The sequence below is a fragment of the Rhizobium glycinendophyticum genome (assembly GCF_006443685.1).
Taxonomy (GTDB): domain Bacteria; phylum Pseudomonadota; class Alphaproteobacteria; order Rhizobiales; family Rhizobiaceae; genus Allorhizobium; species Allorhizobium glycinendophyticum.
This window is the reverse complement of the sequence record NZ_VFYP01000006.1, coordinates 55,935-72,726: the sequence shown is the minus strand read 5'-3', so window position 1 is coordinate 72,726 and position 16,792 is coordinate 55,935. Positions and strand designations below refer to the sequence as shown.

The following is a 16,792-nucleotide window of genomic DNA, read 5'->3' as shown; positions in this document are numbered from 1 at the left end:
TGAATCCGGTTGCAGCGCAGTTTCCGGAAAATGCGTTAACCCCTCGTTAACCTTAAAGATCTTGCAAAGATCGTCGAAATGAGGTGTCTTTAGACACGGCAGATTGCTGTGTTTACGAAAATTACCGTGTGTACGAGAGGAAGTCGTGGAGAATCCCGCCAAGCTACAGAAGGCTATCCATAAACTGATAGCGGCACACGCGCGAGATCTCTCTGGCGCGCTCCACGAACATCGTGTGAAGCTTTATCCGCCTGAAGCGCGCAAGACGCTTCGCTCTTTTTCGTCCATCGAGGCTGCGAAGCTCATTGGTATAAATGATGGTTATCTCCGCCATCTCTCTCTGGAAGGAAAAGGCCCGCAGCCGGAAGTGGCTGCCAACAACAGGCGTTCATACTCCGTCGAGACCATCCAGGCCCTCCGCGAGTATCTTGACGAGAATGGCAAAGGTGATCGTCGATATTCCCCTCGACGTACAGGTCGCGAACATCTGCAGGTCATAACGGCTGTAAATTTCAAGGGCGGATCTGGCAAAACCACGACGGCTGCTCACCTCGCGCAGTTTCTTGCCCTTAACGGTTACAGGGTACTCGCGATCGATCTCGATCCGCAGGCCAGCATGTCGGCACTCCACGGCTTTCAGCCCGAGTTCGACGTCAAAGATAACGAGACCCTCTACGGTGCGGTACGCTACGACGAAGAACGCCGCCCCCTGAAGGACGTGATCAAGAAGACGTACTTCACCAACCTCGACTTGGTGCCGGGAAACCTTGAGCTCATGGAGTTCGAACACGATACGGCGAAGGTCCTTGGCTCGAACGATCGTAAGAACATCTTTTTCACGAGGATGGACGACGCAATCTCGTCGGTCGCTGATGACTATGATGTCGTAGTTGTCGACTGCCCTCCCCAACTCGGGTTCCTCACGATCTCAGCTCTCTGCGCTGCAACGGCAGTTCTGGTTACAGTTCACCCGCAGATGCTCGACGTGATGTCCATGTGTCAGTTCCTGCTTATGACGTCGGAGCTTTTGAGCGTGGTGGCCGACGCCGGTGGCAGCATGAACTATGATTGGATGCGATACCTCGTGACTCGCTATGAGCCTGGCGATGGACCACAAAACCAGATGGTGTCGTTCATGCGGACCATGTTCGGTGAGCACGTCCTCAACCACCCCATGCTAAAAAGCACGGCCATATCGGACGCCGGTATAACCAAACAGACCTTGTACGAGGTCAGCCGCGACCAGTTCACAAGGGCGACCTACGACCGTGCGATGGAATCGCTCGATAACGTGAACCGTGAAATCGAGCAGCTCATTCAATCGGCATGGGGGCGCAAGTGACCGATCGCTATCACACTTTCCGAGAGGCATCGGCGCCAAAGTTGCCAGCCGGAAACTTTGGTGGAATTGGCCCTCAATCGCCGGCCTACGTCGAGCTTTACGTGATTCAGAAAGGAGGCGCGGATGGCTAGAAAGCATCTACTCTCCGACCTTAAGATTACTAGTCAAACGGCTGCCGAGGTAGCTGAAACTCCAGACCAAGAATCAGCCCCTCCGCAATACGCGCCTAGGGGAGCTATTGGTGCGGTCTCGCGTTCTATTGAGCTGCTCAAGTCACAGTCACTGAGTGAACTTGATCCGGATCTAATCGATGCACCGCCGGTGCGCGACAGGCTTCCCGAAGACGAGACTGACTTCGAGGAGTTCGCGCGCAATATCCGCGAGAACGGGCAACAGGTACCAATTTTGGTGCGGCCGCATCCGACGGCAGAAGGACGATATCAGGTCGCCTACGGGCGTCGTCGTCTACGCGCTGTCAAAGCAGCGGGGATGATGGTCAAGGCCTCCGTTCGCCCCCTCACCGATGAGGAGCTTGTCCGAGCCCAGGGTCAGGAGAATACTGGACGACGCGATCTTTCGTTCATCGAGCGAGCCCTTTACGCGGCCGAGCTTGAGGCAAACGGCTTTGACCGTCCAGTGATAATGGCGGCGCTCGGTGTCGACAAAAGTAATCTCTCGCGGCTCATTCAGGCTGCGACACAACTGCCGAAGGACGTCATCCAATCGATTGGGGCGGCTCCGAAAACGGGACGTGACCGCTGGTACGAACTCGCGGCTCGGTTCGTCAATGAAGATACTGTCGGGTTGGCGCGAGCGCTTTTGGTGGATCCTGGAACTCAAGCACTATCGTCGGACGAGCGTTTCTCGCGGGTCTTCGACGCCGTTGCACCTAAAAAGGCCAAGAAGGACAAGCCGCGGCCGCAGGTCTGGCAAGCTGACGACGGCGTCAAGGCACTAAAGTACCATCAGGACAAGCGGTCGGTCACACTGACGATCGACAAGAAGGCAGCGCCGGATTTTGGCGAATACCTTCTGTCGGCCCTCCCCGAAATATACGCGTCGTTCAAGAAGGCGAAGCGGTAGATGAGGCCAACCAACGAAAGGTACCGATAGCGCAAAGAAAAAGCCCTCCGAAACGGTGTTCCAGAAGGCCTCTCTCAGTTTGGTCGCTTAGAGAATCGCACTTCCCGGAATCACAGTCAAGAGTCAACGCCATTCAGGCGTAGCCTTTTCTTTGCCTTGTGAAAGGTGAAGGACATGGACACGGGAAGTTTAACGACGCCCTTTGGGCGGCGGCCGATGACGCTTACCCTGGTGAAGCGTCAGTTTGAGACGAAGAAGGCTGATACACCGACGGCCGTCGACAAGTGGCGCGTCTTCCGCGACATCGGTGACGCTCGTACCCGCCTTGGCCTCCAGGATCGGGCACTGGCGGTATTGAACGCGCTTCTGTCATTTTTTCCTGCCACGGAGCTCGGAAGTGACAAGAACCTAATCGTGTTCCCATCCAATGCTCAGCTGTCTGCGCGCGCAAACGGCATTGCCGGGACGACGCTTCGTAAATGCCTTGGGACCCTAGTCGAAGCCGGTATCATCATTCGTAAGGATAGTCCCAATGGCAAGCGATACGCTCGCAAGTCAGGCGAGGGTGACATCGAGGACGCCTATGGCTTCAGCCTTGCCCCCCTTCTCGCTCGCGCCGCCGAGTTCGCGGCCCTCGCGCAGGAGGTTGCCGCTGAGCAGCGACGGTTCCGCATCATGAAGGACCGCCTTACGATCGTACGTAGAGACGTGAGGAAGCTAATCACTGTCGGCATGGAGGAGAACCTGCCAGGTGATTGGGCGGCAGCTGAGGCGTGCTTCATTGACATAGTGGGACGTTTTGTGCGCCGTCCGACATTGGACGACATCTCGACTAGCCTCGATGAGATGAACCTTCTTCATGAGGAAGTCTCCAGAATGTTGGAAACACAAGAAGAAATCAAAAAAAGCGATGGCAATGACATCGCGTTTGGATGCCACATACAGGATTCAAATACCGAATCCTGCAATGAACTTGAACCTAGCTTCGAAAAGAAGCAGGGCGAAAAGTCCGTGACGAACAAAACGACGACGCGGAAAGACGAACCGGAGGTATTCCCGTTGTCGATGGTCCTGCGGGCCTGCCCCGAGATAACTGCCTACGGGCCTGGCGGCTCGGTCAGTAGCTGGCGAGAGATGATGGCAGCCGCGGTTACCATCCGACAAATGTTGGGCGTCAGCCCGTCTGCCTACGAGGAAGCCTGTGAGGTCTTGGGCCAAGCTGGGGCAGCGATCGCGATCGCGTGCATCCTTGAACGGACGGGACATATCAATTCAGCCGGCGGCTACCTCCGCGATTTGACTTCGAGAGCGCGGCGAGGGGAGTTTTCGCTCGGACCGATGCTCTTTGCACAGCTGAGAGCAAACGACGTCGGTGCGCAAAAAGCAGGTTAAAGCAGCCGGAGCCTTCATAAAGCTCTGCAATCATTATCAATTCTTCGTCTTTTTGGGGAAGTTTCCGGCTGACAACTCCTCGAATTCGGATGGCGTGTGAGCTGTACGCTTTAACCAAGTATGGTACCTATTCTGAACAATAACGACTACTAGCACCGTGGCGGGCATCTGATGGCACGAATGGAGACTTGTTTTATCGCCGCTCCTTTGGGAGCTAAAACGGAGGTCATCCGCGACGTCCTCAGACAGCGCGGTTTGTCGGTCCTCACATACGACGATCTGCTTCCAGGCTCCCACATCCAAAGAAGCATTGTTGAAATGATTCAGAAAGCGGACCTCTTTATTTGCGTGGTTCCTGGCTCATCCAGTGCCTCGTCCGACCTCAGAAACAATGTATTTTTCGAACTTGGAATTGCGATGGGAGTAGGGAGGCAGGTGCTCGTTTTTGCTCCTTCCTCGGGAGAACCTTTGCCCTCAGACTTACATGGGCTGTTAACTGTCCGCGCTAGCCTACAAAACCGCGACGCGATTGATTTTGCGATTAGCCAAGTTCTTGCCGCTCCTCCACGTTCAGGTACGGAACACTTACCAACGTCGAAACCGAAGGAGGAGCATGGCTTAGGCGACGAAGCCGATAGTCTTTGGGCAGACTACCTCGATGTCAGGGACCGTCGAGATGGAGTTGGGTTCGAGAAACTGGTCGCCAGAGTTATTCGGAAATCCGGGATCGATGTCCTATCTGAGACGACTTCCAGTGATCGGGGAGTTGACCTAGCAATTTGGTCGGATTCATTTCACGGAGCAATGGGAAATCCCTTGCTTATTCAACTGAAACTAAAGCTCGACAACAGGGCTCAGTTTAAGCGCGTGAGTGATCAACTTGCTTCTGCGGCACGCAATGCGAATTCGACTTGGAGTTTATTGATTTACGGAGATGGGCCGGCTGCCGCAAGCCATTGGGCGGCGAACCCAACCGTTCTCGTGATATCAATGAAAGACTTACTGGGCGAAATGCGAGGGGTTCCATTCACTGATGTGGTTCGCGGTCTCCGAAATCGGCGCGTCCACGGACAGATCTGATGGCCGCGATCGATCCGCAAGCAGTACAAGGATATCTGGACGCAGGCGAGAATGCGGCGACGACCACCGAGCAGGGTCGTGCGCTGGAAGATTTGGTTTGCTACCTTTTTGGCCTTGTTCCCGGTGTTTCGATTACCCGCCGTAACGTGATGAACGTCTTCGATACAGAGGAAATCGACGTAGCGTTTTGGAATGAGAAGAGCCCGCTGGGGTTACCGTTCTTACCGGACATCATCCTCGTCGAGTGTAAAAATTGGTCCTCACGGGTCGGGAGTGGGGAAGTGAATTGGTTCGACACCAAGCTGCGCAATCGTGGCATGGAGTTCGGCATCCTTATTGCTACCCGCGGCATCACGGGCCACGGAGGAGACCTTACAGCCGCGCACAAGATCGTCGCAGATGCGCTTAGGGAAAAGAGGCGGCTGATTGTGATATCAGCGCCAGAAATCCTAGCACTCACCGACACCGATGAGATCGTTGTTCTGATCAAGCGAAAGTTATGTGATCTGGCGGTAATGGGCGCGTTGGTTTGAACTCTTTTCGAGGGTTACGGGAGGGGGTCATTTTCGTCTCGCTGACTTATCTTAGACCAGGCGGCTACTGTGGTACCAAGTGGCCTGGGGCCAGCCAAAGTTAATGGCGAATGAAGCGAGTGCTATCCACCCGCAGCGGGATGCAGAATCCGACGATTAAATTCGAACCTACCGCTAATGAATTGAAATAGGAAAATGGCAAAGTTTCCGGCTGGCAACTTGTGGAGGATTCGAACAAATCAATGAGTGGGGCGCTCTAGTCGGTCAACCTTCAACAATGATGTTCGCTGTTCTGTAACGGTTGTGCCGGTAGTAATAGGCAAACTAACGTGGTTTCAGGAGGCGAGTATGCTCGGGCTAAATGAGGACCAAATTCGAGACTACCTGATGGAGAATTTGGATCTGATAGAACCGGGCTTGAAATCTCTTGGAAAAGAACACCACCTCAAGAACCCAAACGGGTCAGACGGATTTCTCGATATCTTCGCGGTTGGACCGCGGGGTGAGTATGTGATCATTGAGATCAAAAGGACACGAAATGCTTCGCGTGATGCGGTGCACGAACTCATCAAATATGCGGCCCTGCTCCGACACAAGTTTCTGCTGAAGGAAAGAGAGTACCGTTTTATTCTTCTATCAGCGGATTGGGAGGATCTGCGAGTTCCATTTTCTGAGTGGATACAGAATTGCTCCTATGACGTCTCGGCTGGTCGTATTGTACTGGGGAGCGAGAATCTCGTACGCGTTGAAAAAGTCGAAGCGGTTCCGCGTATTTCGAATCGCCGGTTTTGTCGAAGGCATTACCTATGGCAATTTAGGTTTCGATCTGACATTGATCGAGCCATTCCACTTGTCGCAAGCCACATGAGCGCTAGCGGCATTGATGATTTCATCTTGATCTGCTCCAAAGAACAGGCAGATGAAATGCACTACCTGTATTTTGCACAGCAGCAAAAATCGAAACAGTTTTATTTGAGGCATCTCGAGAAACGGGTCTCGCGAGAGACATTTCGCGAAGTCAAGGATCACGTCGAAAGCTATGCCCTCGAGTTCGACCAAGAAGCGGCTGCGGCTGATCAGATGTATGAACCTGGTTTCGATGTAGTTCATGCGGGATTAAGATCAGTCGCTTCGACGATCTCGTACCCGGAAAGAGCAGGCGAATGGTTTACAGAGGCCCGTGTCCAGAATGCTGAAATCAAGCGGTATGGTAGGTTCGTCGACTTATTATTGGATGACGCACACCTAATCAAAGAACTCGTCGTGACGGATTCATACAATGAACTCGACATTGTTGCTACGACCGAATCGAACGCACAAATGGGGGAACTAGCCGCAGCGGCAAAGCGTGCGCTTCAATTCAACAACGAATGGCATGCAACTCTGCGTGAACTCTTCGAGTATGCTAGCTCACGCGGTCCGGCGGTAATAAGGCTTCAGATCTACAGTAATGACGATATTCTCCGAGTTCTGGCGGCGGAGCACTACGAGGCGAGCCTATACACCCCTGCACTGCGATGCGAGATCGATTTCCTGACCTATCGCGAGAAGTTTGTGGGCTTTCTCGAATGGGACGGAGCACAGGTAGATGTTCGATCCGTCGTACGTCGTCACTTTGGTAATGAGGCGCGAAACTATACGTCGGAGAAATATCGGGGCTCGCATCGACTACGAAACATGGATGTCATGTCGGATCTCGGCCTGCGCTATTCGATCGGAAAGACATCCGAAAGGAGCTTTCATCGTGTTCGCCTACAAGGGCAAGAAATGGTCGTGCAATCAGCGAAAGAAGGGCTTCCGGACTTCGTGATATATGCCAGTGACGCCGTGGCCGAATTAGCCCGGTTTTTTGGTGAAACGGACACAGGATTCGAAAAGGCCATCGCGGGCTTCCATCATAAGAAGATTATTCAGGCCGAGACGTATCTGGATCAACTAATATCGATCACGCATGCGACCCTCACGAATGAGTTTTGGTTGGACTCCCTACCCAACGGTTGTGACCACTGTGGCCGCCAATTTGCACACCTACGCTACATGGCCGACGCTTCGTTCCGAGGAGGGCTTTCTGGAAACTGGTGCGCGGCTTGCTTGATCGACAAAACCCGCTCAAACGGCAGATATACCGGTGAGATTTATGTCGCAACCAGCAAGGGTTGGCAGTTGGTAGAGAATGCTCAAAGTGTTTAGCTAGGGCGCGGGCAGGATCAGCGACTGGCAGCCTGAGAGCGCAGAGTCTAGGTTAAAAGCTCGATTGCAATCAGCGGTCCCATGATATACTCGGACTTCCGATACCAAGCCGAGGGCTGTGACGGGGTTCTCACTGCAAGAACACCGCATTCCTTCGGGTCAGAGTAGGGGAGGGCCACCTAAAGCCCCGATGCCTTGGTGAGATTCACGCGGAAGCGATCCCGCCGGCGTTGATATCTGCGGGTCATTTCCGCGGAAGCATGGCCGAGCTGTTTTTGCACATAACGCTCATCGACCTCGGCCGAGGAGGCGAGACCCGCGCGAAGGGAGTGGCCGGAGAACTTGAAAGCGCGTTCAATTTCGCTGAGATCGCCACGAACGCCTGCGGCCATTGCGGTGCGTTTCACCAGCCGGGCCACTTCCTTGTCGTTCAGCCGCTCCGATACGACAGCCTTCCCTTGCCCCGTCACACGGCGGAACAGGGGGCCATGAGCCAGCTTGGCGAACTTGATCCAGGTCTCGATTGCCGCGACCGGGCAGGTCGCATCGGCCGAGCCGCGACCGACTTCGACCTCTCGCCATCCGGTTTTACCGCGCAGCGTAATCAGCATGCCCTTATCGAGGATTTCGATCCAACCACGACCGTCCTCAGTCTGGTCTGCCTTCAGGTCGAGGCCAACGATCTCGGAGCGGCGAAGACCTCCAGCAAAGCCGATGAGCAACATGGCCCGATCCCGCAGGCCGCGCAGTGTACCGCGATCGAGCGTCTCGACCATGGCGATGATATCTTCCGCCATGATCGCTTCCTTCTGGACCGGCGGCCGCGCATGGCTGTTGCGGATACCGGCCATCACGGTGGCGATGTGCCGGTCTTTTCGGTCAAGCACGAGTCCGCGCTGGGCATAGTTCCACGACAGCGACGAAAGACGCCTTTCGATGGTTGAGACTGAATTCGCCTTCATCCCCCGCTCGGCCGCACCCGACGCGCAGGCCGTGATATAAAGCCCTACGGTCTGCGGATGCGGGGGAAGGGGGGTGAGGCCGGACCGGCGGCACCAGGCGGAAAAGTGCTTCCAGTCGGAAGTATAGGCTTTACGGGTGTTGGCGGAACTCGCCGCCTCGAGATAGGTCCGAGCCCGGTCGGCGAGGCTTGCAAGATGGGCTGGTGGATGATCGTCGCCGGCGAGAGAGGGGAGTGGCCTATCGCCCGACACCTGCGGCACGGAAACATCATGCTCTGCCGCCGTGCTGAGAGACGGCGCTGCGGTTTCCTCGACGTGATTTTCGCTGTTTTGCTCGATGATCTGGGCCATTTCTCTATAATGAGCAAAACGTCCGATAATGCAACATTATCGGACGTTTTATCTTCGCGACAGGCTGTGCGGTTTATTAGGAAAAAACTAGCAAAAACCGCACATCTGATTTATGCTGCTGCGCATGGATTCGATCACATCTGCGTCCTCTGCCACCTCCACATGGCCCGGCCACCTCCCAAGCTGGGCGCTGGCGCGTGGCCGTGACATTGACGAGCGGGATGCTGCTTTCGCCGCAGGTATCGCGCTGAAATCACTCGACGATTTGATCCGTTCGAATACACCATGGATAGGCTGCTGGCGTGATCGTCTTGCTCTCAAGTCAGCCGCCGTCGCGGCCAGGATGCTCGGTCGCAACGAGGAAGAGCCCGCGCTGCGGGACGCCGTTTTGTTGACGCCCGCGGACGGTGATCCCGGTCCTGCCGGGAAGCTGTTTTTGGCCACACGAATGCTATCCCGCCGGATCGGCATGCCGGGCACATCGTTTATAAAGGAATTGGCCACGCTTCTATCGATCCGGTGGGACGACAATCTTGCCTCGGTCCCTGATCTCGTTGATTCTGCCATCCAGTCCGGGCGTTCGGCACCTTTCGCGGTGGCGGACCTTATAATGGCGATTTCTACGGCTCGCCCGGACGCAGAAGTGTTAGCACTTGGTCTGGGCGAGATGGTGCTGGCTCAGAAGCTGAACTGGTCTCAACCAGTTCCCCTGGTGCTACCCGAGCGCTTTGGCCCAGCTTTCCGCACCATCGGTGGCCGGGGTCGCGTCAAGCCGGGTGAGTCAACCTATTCGAAAGCGATCTGCATGGCGATTGTCGATGGCGCCGAACTGGCACTTCGTTCCGCTGCGGAGATCGATCGCCGCGCTAGCCGTTTGTTGGCCATCGCAGCCAAAGTCAGGACCAGAGGAGCTGAACCGGTCATCCGTCGGCTGTTGAACGAAGACGCTGTATCCGCTTCGGCAGCCGGGGCCAGCCTGTCACGATGGGCGGCAAGCCGGCTGTTCGAGCGGCTCGAAGGCTTTGAGGCGATACGCGAGCTCTCGGGCCGGTCCTCCTTCCGAATATTTGGATTGTGACAATGGCAGGAGCGCGCGCAGCCAAACCCCGCCGTAAAGCCGAGGAACGCAAGCAGGAGATCCTGTATGATCGCGAGCTCCTGGACTTGCCGTCGGAAATGCGCTGGCGGGAATGGATGATGCGGGTCGAGGCGGTCATCTTTGCGTCCTCCGAGCCGGTCAGCCGCGAGACTCTGGCGCGGGTGGTCGGCAAAGACTGCAGCATCGACCTGCTGATCGACGACCTGGTCGGAGAGCTGCGAGATCGCCCTTATGAACTGGTCTCGGTCGCAGGCGGGTGGCAACACCGGAGCCGACCAAGGTTTGCCGAGACGATCCGTGCTTCGTCCGCGCCTCCGCGAGGCGGTGTGGCAGCGTTGTCTGAATTTGAGGCGATGGTGCTGATGGCTGTCGGATATTACCAGCCAATCACGCGCGGTGAGTTGTCAAAGATATTTGGCAAGGACGTCAGCCGCGATACGATCGGCGGTTTGCGTGGAGCAGGTTTTATCGGCTCCGGCCCACGGAGCCCCACTCCGGGCGCCCCATATACCTATGTCACGACGCCATATTTCCTCTCGGCCTTTGGCATGGAGACATTGCGGGACCTGCCAAATATCGAGGCGCTGGAAGACGCTGGTCTCTTAAGTAAGCAGGGTGGCTCGGTGGATACTGACCCGGCCATCGGGGACGACATGTTGGAAGATTGACAGCTTTCGGCTTGGTACCGCATTGCGCACTTCACAGGTATTGAAGGCGATCCTGCGGGCGACGATCGCTGCGCACGCCGTTGGTGCTTTGGCACAGCATTTTTATTTCCGGACAGATGTCCTGCGTCGCATGACAAGCGGCTAGCATCTGATCCGCGCCTTTCCGGCTGCCGCTGCAGCTTCGGCCATGTTGACGCGGCACCAGACTTCATCTACTCAAGTTTCCGGTAATGGATTCTGCCTGGCCATGGTGGCCGAACCGCTTCGCAGGATGAAGCTGATGACTCCTACTCAACTTGCCGCAGCCGGCAGAGGGGTAGAGTTGTGTCAGATTACCAACTATCGAATTCGATCGTCGTTGTGGCGTGCGCTTTTTCTGGAGCGCTCGCGTGATGATCCGTCAGTTTTCCAGCCTGCGCCTTCAGCAAATCCAGAGCATCGGCAAATGGGTTGCGGTCACCGTCCCGATGGCGATGATTGTCGGGTCCCTTGTCGCCTTTTTCCTCTGGAGCCTCGATCGCGCCACGGAACTGCGCTTCGCCTATCCCTGGCTGATCTTTCTGATGCCGATCGCCGGTTTTGCCATGGTCTGGGCCTACGGGCGCTTCGGCGGGACGGCTGAGGCCGGCAACAATCTTATCGTCGACCAGATCCATGAGCCAGGTGGCGGCGTGCCGCTACGCATGGCGCCCTTCGTCCTCGTCTCGACTGTACTCACCCATCTTGTCGGAGGGTCGGCCGGACGCGAAGGAACGGCGGTTCAGCTGGGCGGTAGTATCGCCAGCGCCTTAGCCAAACTGTTCAAGCTATCAACCGCCGACATCCGCATCCTGCTGATGGCAGGTATCGCGGCAGGGTTTGGGGCAGTCTTCGGAACGCCGATCGCCGGCGCGATCTTTGCGCTGGAGGTGCTGACCATCGGGCGCATGCAATATGAGGCCCTTCTGCCTGCTCTGATGGCGGCCATCTTGGCCGACTGGACCTGTCATGCCTGGGGAATCGGTCATATCCAGTATCATATCGCCTATCTGTCCAATTTCGATATCGGCGGCGCCTTCAATCTCGACGGTTGGCTACTGGCGAAAGTCTCTCTGGCAGGGGTGATATTCGGGTTGGTCGCCCATCTCTTTGCCGAGGCCAGCCACGATCTGTCGGCCCTCTTGAAAAAGGTGATCAGGTACGCGCCGCTAAGGCCCGTCCTCGCAGGGCTGGTCCTGATCGGCCTGACCTATCTTCTTGGAACTCGAGCCTATCTCGGCTTGGGGGTCTGGTCGCCTGATCCGGCGGACCCGACCATTCTCGGCTTCTTCCGCCCTGATCACGTCGATTACTGGAGCTGGTTGTGGAAGGCACTGTTCACGATCATCACACTCTCGGCCGGCTTCAAGGGTGGTGAGGTGACGCCGCTGTTTTTCATCGGTGCAGGGCTTGGCAGTGCGCTCGGCGGGCTTCTCGGCGCCCCGGTCGATTTGATGGCGGGACTTGGCTTCGTCGCCGTCTTTGCTGGCGCAACGAACACGCCACTTGCCTGCATGGTCATGGGGATTGAACTCTTCGGGGCCACCCATGGCGTCTATATCGCCACCGCCTGCTTTCTCGCTTACCTCTTCAGCGGCCATTCGAGCATCTATTTGTCTCAGCGTATCGGCGTCGTCAAATCGGCTGGTTCGGACCTGCCGACCGGTGTTCCGGTGCGCGCGATCCGCACGAAGGGCGGCAGAACGCCCGCGCCTGTGGCAACGCATGCAAATTCCCTCTCCATTCACTCCAATCTGACCGAAAGGCCTATCGTCATGACCCACACCGTCTCCTCACGCGAATTCGGCATGGTGCGCATCTATCTTCGCCCTGGGGAGAAAGTGAAGGCGGCTAAGCGCTGGTTCGGCAGCAAGCCGCTCTATCGTGAACTTGTGATCCAGGCGAAAGCGGCAGGGATCATCAATGCGGTCGCTCATCACACGACGTTCGGATACAGCAACCACGGCAAGATGCAGTCAGAAGGTGTGGAGATCCAGAACCCCAATCTCACCATGTGCGTCGAACTGATCGCGCCGAAGCAGGATCTCGAGACCTTCTGCCGGACGCACGGTGAGTTGCTATGCCGCAAGGTGGTCATCTACAAGCATATCGAGCAGTGGGAAGTCCTGGGTGAAGAGATTGCGGCGCAAGACGCGCTGTCGGGTCGCTTGTCGTCATCCAGCACGTTCTGAGGAAGCGATCATGGGATTTGTCATCGTATTTCTGGATGCAGGCGTCGGTGGTGCCGTCCGCCATGGTGTGAACCTTATAGTGGCCCATCTGCTCGGACTTGGTTTTCCATGGGCAACCTTATCGATCAATATCATCGGGTCATTGCTGATGGGTATCCTGACGGAGATTTTTGTCATGCGAACCGGGCTGCCGCAGGAACTGCGGTTGTTTCTGACAACCGGCATTCTTGGCGGTTTTACGACCTTCTCGACGTTTTCGCTGGATGCTGTAGGGCTTTGGGAAAGGGGAGAGACTAGCGCCGCCATCCTCTACGCCAGCGCTTCTGTCATCCTGGCATTCATTGCAGTGTTCGCTGGCATGGCGCTGGTGCGTGGTATGGTTGGAGGTCAAACGGCATGAAAAGTATTCTTCTTGGCTGGCCCTTCTGGGCGCTATTGTCGGCTGGCTTTGCGGCAATGACGGCTATCTTCGCAAAAGTCGGGGTCGAAAACGTCAATTCCGATTTCGCGACTTTCATTCGCACGATCGTCATTCTGGCCGCCGCCGGGATGATGGTCTATGTCACCGGAAACTGGCAATCGCCGGGTACGGTGTCCGGCCGTAGCTGGAGTTTCCTTGTTCTATCGGGCCTGGCAACCGGCGCGTCGTGGATCTGCTATTTCCGGGCGTTGAAACTCGGTGATGCCGCACGCGTTGCGCCGATCGACAAGCTCAGTGTCGTCTTTGTCGCAATCTTTGCCGTACTCTTTCTGGGGGAGCGTCTGTCGCTCCCCAATTGGCTTGGCGTCTGCCTGATTGCCTGCGGCGCTGTCCTCGTCGCTTACCGCGCCTAGAGCAGACCAGATGTCGAACCCACTCCGTCTCCCCATCTGGCAGGTCTGGTACGCGTGGCACGCAGTTCTACCAGAGGATGATCGTATATTCTGGCTGGAAGTCGTGTGGAGGCGATGGGAGCCGACGGATGGGCGATGGCGGTATCGCTCATTTCGAACACGAGACGAACGGGACGCAGAAGCTGCGTCGCAGGAAATCTGAATCAGGAGGAACACCATGCACGTTGTTGCGCTCATCCCACATCCTAAAACAGCCCTTTCCAGCCTGCTGATCGCCGACGCTGCATCAGCGGTCGAACCGGGATCAACAATCACGGCGCTCCATGTTTGCGTCGATCCCGCCAAGATCGGAGGCAGTGTAGAGGAAGTCGACATGCAGGAAATGCGGATCCGCGATGAGGGCACGGCCTCTCAGCGACGGAACGAGGTCAGAAAGATCTTCGAGGAGTGGTCGGCAGGGCGTGAACCGTCGCCGGCTGGCGCCAAGGTCGAGTGGGTGGAAGCTGATGGTGGAGAAGAAGACGGTGTCCGCAATCATCTCGGATCGGCCGATCTGGTGACCATCGCCCGCCCGCAATCGATGGACGGCGGCGACGCCCTGCATGCGGCGCTCTTCGATCATCATAGGCTGGTGGTTTTTACGCCGGATACTAACGGAACTGCGGTTTCTTTCGGCCGCTCGATTGCCATTTTCTGGAGGGACGATGACGAAATACGTTCTTGCCTTCAAAAGGCCAGAGCTTGGCTCCGCGCTGCTGATACATTGGTAATTCTCGCAGCACACGAGAACGAAGTCCCAGAGGCGGTTGGGTTCATTCAGTCACTGCATGTCAGCGGGACAGGGCGGCTGCAGACCTCCGTGGCGAAAAACGCCGACGAATTTCTGGAAAAGGCCAATAGGGGCGGTGCCGATACACTTTTGATGGGCGCCTACCGTCATGGCGCATTTCTTGAGGCCGTCTTTGGCGGGGCCACGAAGACAGTGATGGACCACACAAGTTTGCCCGCTTTTCTTAGCCATTAGGCCCAAATACGACGCATCTTCATGTGGAACTTCGCCCAAGGAAGCCGTTCTACAAGCAAAAAAGAGTTCCATATCCTTGAGCGCAGTGAAAGAGTGAAAAATTATTTTGCTGCCGGGTGGAATAACGCGTGATTGCCAGCGTCTCTCTGCTGTCATTTCAACAAGGAGATCACACTATGCGCAAAACAGTTCTGATGGCTCTGCCGCTCGCTTTTCTCATGTCTACCGGTGCAGCCCTTGCTGGCCCTGCCATGGACATGGCCAAGACCCGTATCGAAGCGATTGCCAAGGGCGATGTCGCGACAATCACCAAAGACTACGGCAAGGATCCTTCCCTTGCCTGGATTGGTGGTCCGCTCGACGGCACTTATGCGTCGGAAAAGGCGATTGCGGAAGTCTGGGCCAAATTCTCGACGGCACAGGGCGAACAGACCGCCACAGTCGGTGAACTCTGGGAGGCAGCCAATCCCAAGGGCGCGACCGTTGCCGCGAATGTTGTCTTTGCCGGCAAGAACAAGGTTCCCGTTCTTTACATCATGACCTATCGTGACGGAAAACTTGTCGACGAAATCTGGCAGGTCAACCCGCCTGCAAAGTAAGGCGACGGGTGGCCATGCCGGCTTCGCCGGTGTGGCCACCGATCCGAAGGGCTGATGATGTCGACAATGGCGATGCGACTGGAGGCTGAAATACCGGCATTGCGACGCTATGCCTTCGCGCTTCTGCGTGATCACAACCGCGCCGACGATCTCGTGCAGGATTGCCTTGAGCGTGCGATATCGCGCTGGTATCTGCGCCGGACTGATGGTGACCTGCGGGCATGGCTGTTTACCATCATGCGAAACCTGCACATCTCGGCTGGACGCCAATCCCAGCGCCGGGGTCCACACCACGACCTCGATACCGTTATGCTCCCCGGATCGCCAGCCGATCAGGATCATGGCATTGCCGTGCGCGATATACTCGAAGCGCTCGATAGGCTTTCCGACGATCAAAAATCGCTTCTGCTTCTGGTTGGCGTCGAGGATCTGTCCTATGAGCAGGCTGCTGCCGTCATTGGTGTGCCGGTAGGAACCGTGATGTCGCGGCTGTCGCGCGCCAGGCAGAAATTCCGATCTATCCTAGACAACAAGACGCCCGTGACCTTGCGAAGGGTAAAATGATGAACACCGGTTCGCCGATCGGCGAAGATGATCTTCAGGCTTACATTGACGGAAAGCTGCCGCCTGACCGTCAGGCGCTTGTCGACGCCTATCTTGCTGGTCATCCTGAAGTGAGCGCAAGGGTCACGCAACAGCTTGCGGACCGGGAAGCTTTGCGTGTGCGGCTGTCTGAAAAATTCGCAGAGCCCATTCCAGCGCGGCTGCGCATCGCCAACCTTCAGTCCAACGCAGCTTTGCGAAGACAAGGCTGGTATCGCTCCGCCATGACCGCTTGCATCTTCCTGGGAATAGGCCTGGCCGGTGGCTGGTGGCTAAAGCCTGAAGGCGTGCAAATCAACGCAGCGCGATTGTCCGAGGCGGGTTTTGCCGCGAATGCATCTGACGCCTATCGGACCTTCGTGGTCGAAGTAGCCCATCCGGTCGAAGTTGGAGCGGATGACGAGGCACATCTGGTCACATGGCTGTCGAAGCGATCCGGCCGGGCACTGACGCCACCGAACCTTTCGGCATTCGGGTATAAGCTGCTCGGCGGACGCGTCCTTCCGGGCGGTGGCGCTGCGGCTGCACAACTCATGTACGAGGATGACAAAGGCGAGAGGCTGGCCGTTTATCTACGCGCCGGCCAATCAGCGCAGACAGCGTTCACGTTTGAAGAGAAAAACGGCGTGTCCAGTTTTGTCTGGGTGGATCAGGGGTTCGATTTCGCGGTATCCGCCTCGGTCGATCGGGCAAAGCTCCTTCCGATCGCAACTGCGATCTATCAAGGAATGATTTGAATCCGGTCAATCTCAGTGCGGTGTCAAAAATGACTGCGGCATTGTAAGAACGCCGCAGTCAACTTGTTTTGGGGTTGCCCGTAAC

The 16,792-nt window shown here is 56.5% G+C and carries 16 protein-coding genes, 1 pseudogene and 1 riboswitch; of the genes and pseudogenes, 16 read left to right on the top strand and 1 reads right to left on the bottom strand.

Features of this window, described 5'->3' with window-relative positions; all coding sequences use genetic code 11:
• Positions 1–145: 145 nt before the first annotated feature.
• From repA to FJQ55_RS21405, 6 genes are all read left to right on the top strand, one after another.
• Positions 146–1,342, top strand: a complete 1,197-nt coding sequence (gene repA / locus FJQ55_RS21430; RefSeq protein ID WP_140831827.1) for a plasmid partitioning protein RepA — start codon at positions 146–148, stop codon at positions 1,340–1,342.
• A gap of 123 nt (positions 1,343–1,465) precedes the next feature.
• Entirely contained in the window at positions 1,466–2,425 is a 960-nt protein-coding gene (gene repB / locus FJQ55_RS21425; RefSeq protein ID WP_140831824.1) for a plasmid partitioning protein RepB, read from the top strand.
• A 174-nt stretch (positions 2,426–2,599) separates the two neighbouring features.
• Positions 2,600–3,817 (top strand): plasmid replication protein RepC, encoded by a 1,218-nt coding sequence (gene repC, locus FJQ55_RS21420; protein WP_140831822.1) that lies wholly within the window; start codon positions 2,600–2,602, stop codon positions 3,815–3,817.
• Between the two features lie 171 nt (positions 3,818–3,988).
• On the top strand, positions 3,989–4,897 hold the full coding sequence (locus FJQ55_RS21415) for a restriction endonuclease (RefSeq protein WP_140831819.1): 909 nt from the start codon (positions 3,989–3,991) through the stop codon (positions 4,895–4,897).
• Complete coding sequence (locus tag FJQ55_RS21410) at positions 4,897–5,430, top strand: restriction endonuclease (protein ID WP_140831817.1); 534 nt, start codon at positions 4,897–4,899, stop codon at positions 5,428–5,430. The genes FJQ55_RS21415 and FJQ55_RS21410 overlap by 1 nt, the downstream gene beginning before the upstream one ends.
• A gap of 348 nt (positions 5,431–5,778) precedes the next feature.
• On the top strand, positions 5,779–7,620 hold the full coding sequence (locus FJQ55_RS21405; protein ID WP_140831814.1) for an endonuclease NucS domain-containing protein: 1,842 nt from the start codon (positions 5,779–5,781) through the stop codon (positions 7,618–7,620).
• A gap of 179 nt (positions 7,621–7,799) precedes the next feature.
• On the opposite strand, the gene FJQ55_RS21400 is transcribed toward FJQ55_RS21405, so the two are convergent.
• Positions 7,800–8,933, bottom strand: a complete 1,134-nt coding sequence (locus tag FJQ55_RS21400) for a site-specific integrase (protein ID WP_140831812.1) — start codon at positions 8,931–8,933, stop codon at positions 7,800–7,802.
• A 124-nt stretch (positions 8,934–9,057) separates the two neighbouring features.
• Between FJQ55_RS21400 and FJQ55_RS21395 the strand changes: the two genes are divergently transcribed.
• From FJQ55_RS21395 to FJQ55_RS21350, 10 genes and pseudogenes are all read left to right on the top strand, one after another.
• Complete coding sequence (locus FJQ55_RS21395) at positions 9,058–10,011, top strand: DUF1403 family protein (protein ID WP_246085236.1); 954 nt, start codon at positions 9,058–9,060, stop codon at positions 10,009–10,011.
• 2 nt (positions 10,012–10,013) lie between these two features.
• On the top strand, positions 10,014–10,700 hold the full coding sequence (gene scpB, locus FJQ55_RS21390; protein ID WP_140831807.1) for an SMC-Scp complex subunit ScpB: 687 nt from the start codon (positions 10,014–10,016) through the stop codon (positions 10,698–10,700).
• Positions 10,701–10,731: 31 nt separating this feature from the next.
• Positions 10,732–10,845: pseudogene (locus tag FJQ55_RS23765) on the top strand (cytochrome b); the annotation flags it as partial.
• Positions 10,846–10,917: 72 nt separating this feature from the next.
• A riboswitch (Fluoride riboswitch) is annotated at positions 10,918–10,997 on the top strand.
• Positions 10,998–11,092: 95 nt separating this feature from the next.
• Complete coding sequence (locus FJQ55_RS21385) at positions 11,093–12,910, top strand: voltage-gated chloride channel family protein (protein WP_075627910.1); 1,818 nt, start codon at positions 11,093–11,095, stop codon at positions 12,908–12,910.
• A 10-nt stretch (positions 12,911–12,920) separates the two neighbouring features.
• Complete coding sequence (gene crcB / locus FJQ55_RS21380; RefSeq protein WP_075627911.1) at positions 12,921–13,310, top strand: fluoride efflux transporter CrcB; 390 nt, start codon at positions 12,921–12,923, stop codon at positions 13,308–13,310.
• A complete protein-coding gene (locus tag FJQ55_RS21375) occupies positions 13,307–13,744 on the top strand; it encodes an EamA family transporter (RefSeq protein WP_075627912.1) in 438 nt (145 codons plus the stop codon). Before crcB ends, FJQ55_RS21375 begins: the two co-directional genes overlap by 4 nt.
• 217 nt (positions 13,745–13,961) lie before the next feature.
• Positions 13,962–14,768, top strand: coding sequence for a universal stress protein (locus FJQ55_RS21365; RefSeq protein ID WP_075627914.1), 807 nt, complete (start codon positions 13,962–13,964; stop codon positions 14,766–14,768).
• Between the two features lie 176 nt (positions 14,769–14,944).
• Complete coding sequence (locus tag FJQ55_RS21360) at positions 14,945–15,367, top strand: nuclear transport factor 2-like protein (protein WP_140831805.1); 423 nt, start codon at positions 14,945–14,947, stop codon at positions 15,365–15,367.
• Between the two features lie 57 nt (positions 15,368–15,424).
• The gene (locus tag FJQ55_RS21355) at positions 15,425–15,931 is read left to right on the top strand and encodes a sigma-70 family RNA polymerase sigma factor (RefSeq protein WP_075627972.1); all 507 of its coding nucleotides are present in this window, start codon (positions 15,425–15,427) and stop codon (positions 15,929–15,931) included.
• On the top strand, positions 15,928–16,707 hold the full coding sequence (locus FJQ55_RS21350; protein ID WP_075627916.1) for an anti-sigma factor family protein: 780 nt from the start codon (positions 15,928–15,930) through the stop codon (positions 16,705–16,707). Before FJQ55_RS21355 ends, FJQ55_RS21350 begins: the two co-directional genes overlap by 4 nt.
• The last annotated feature ends 85 nt before the right edge of the window (positions 16,708–16,792 follow it).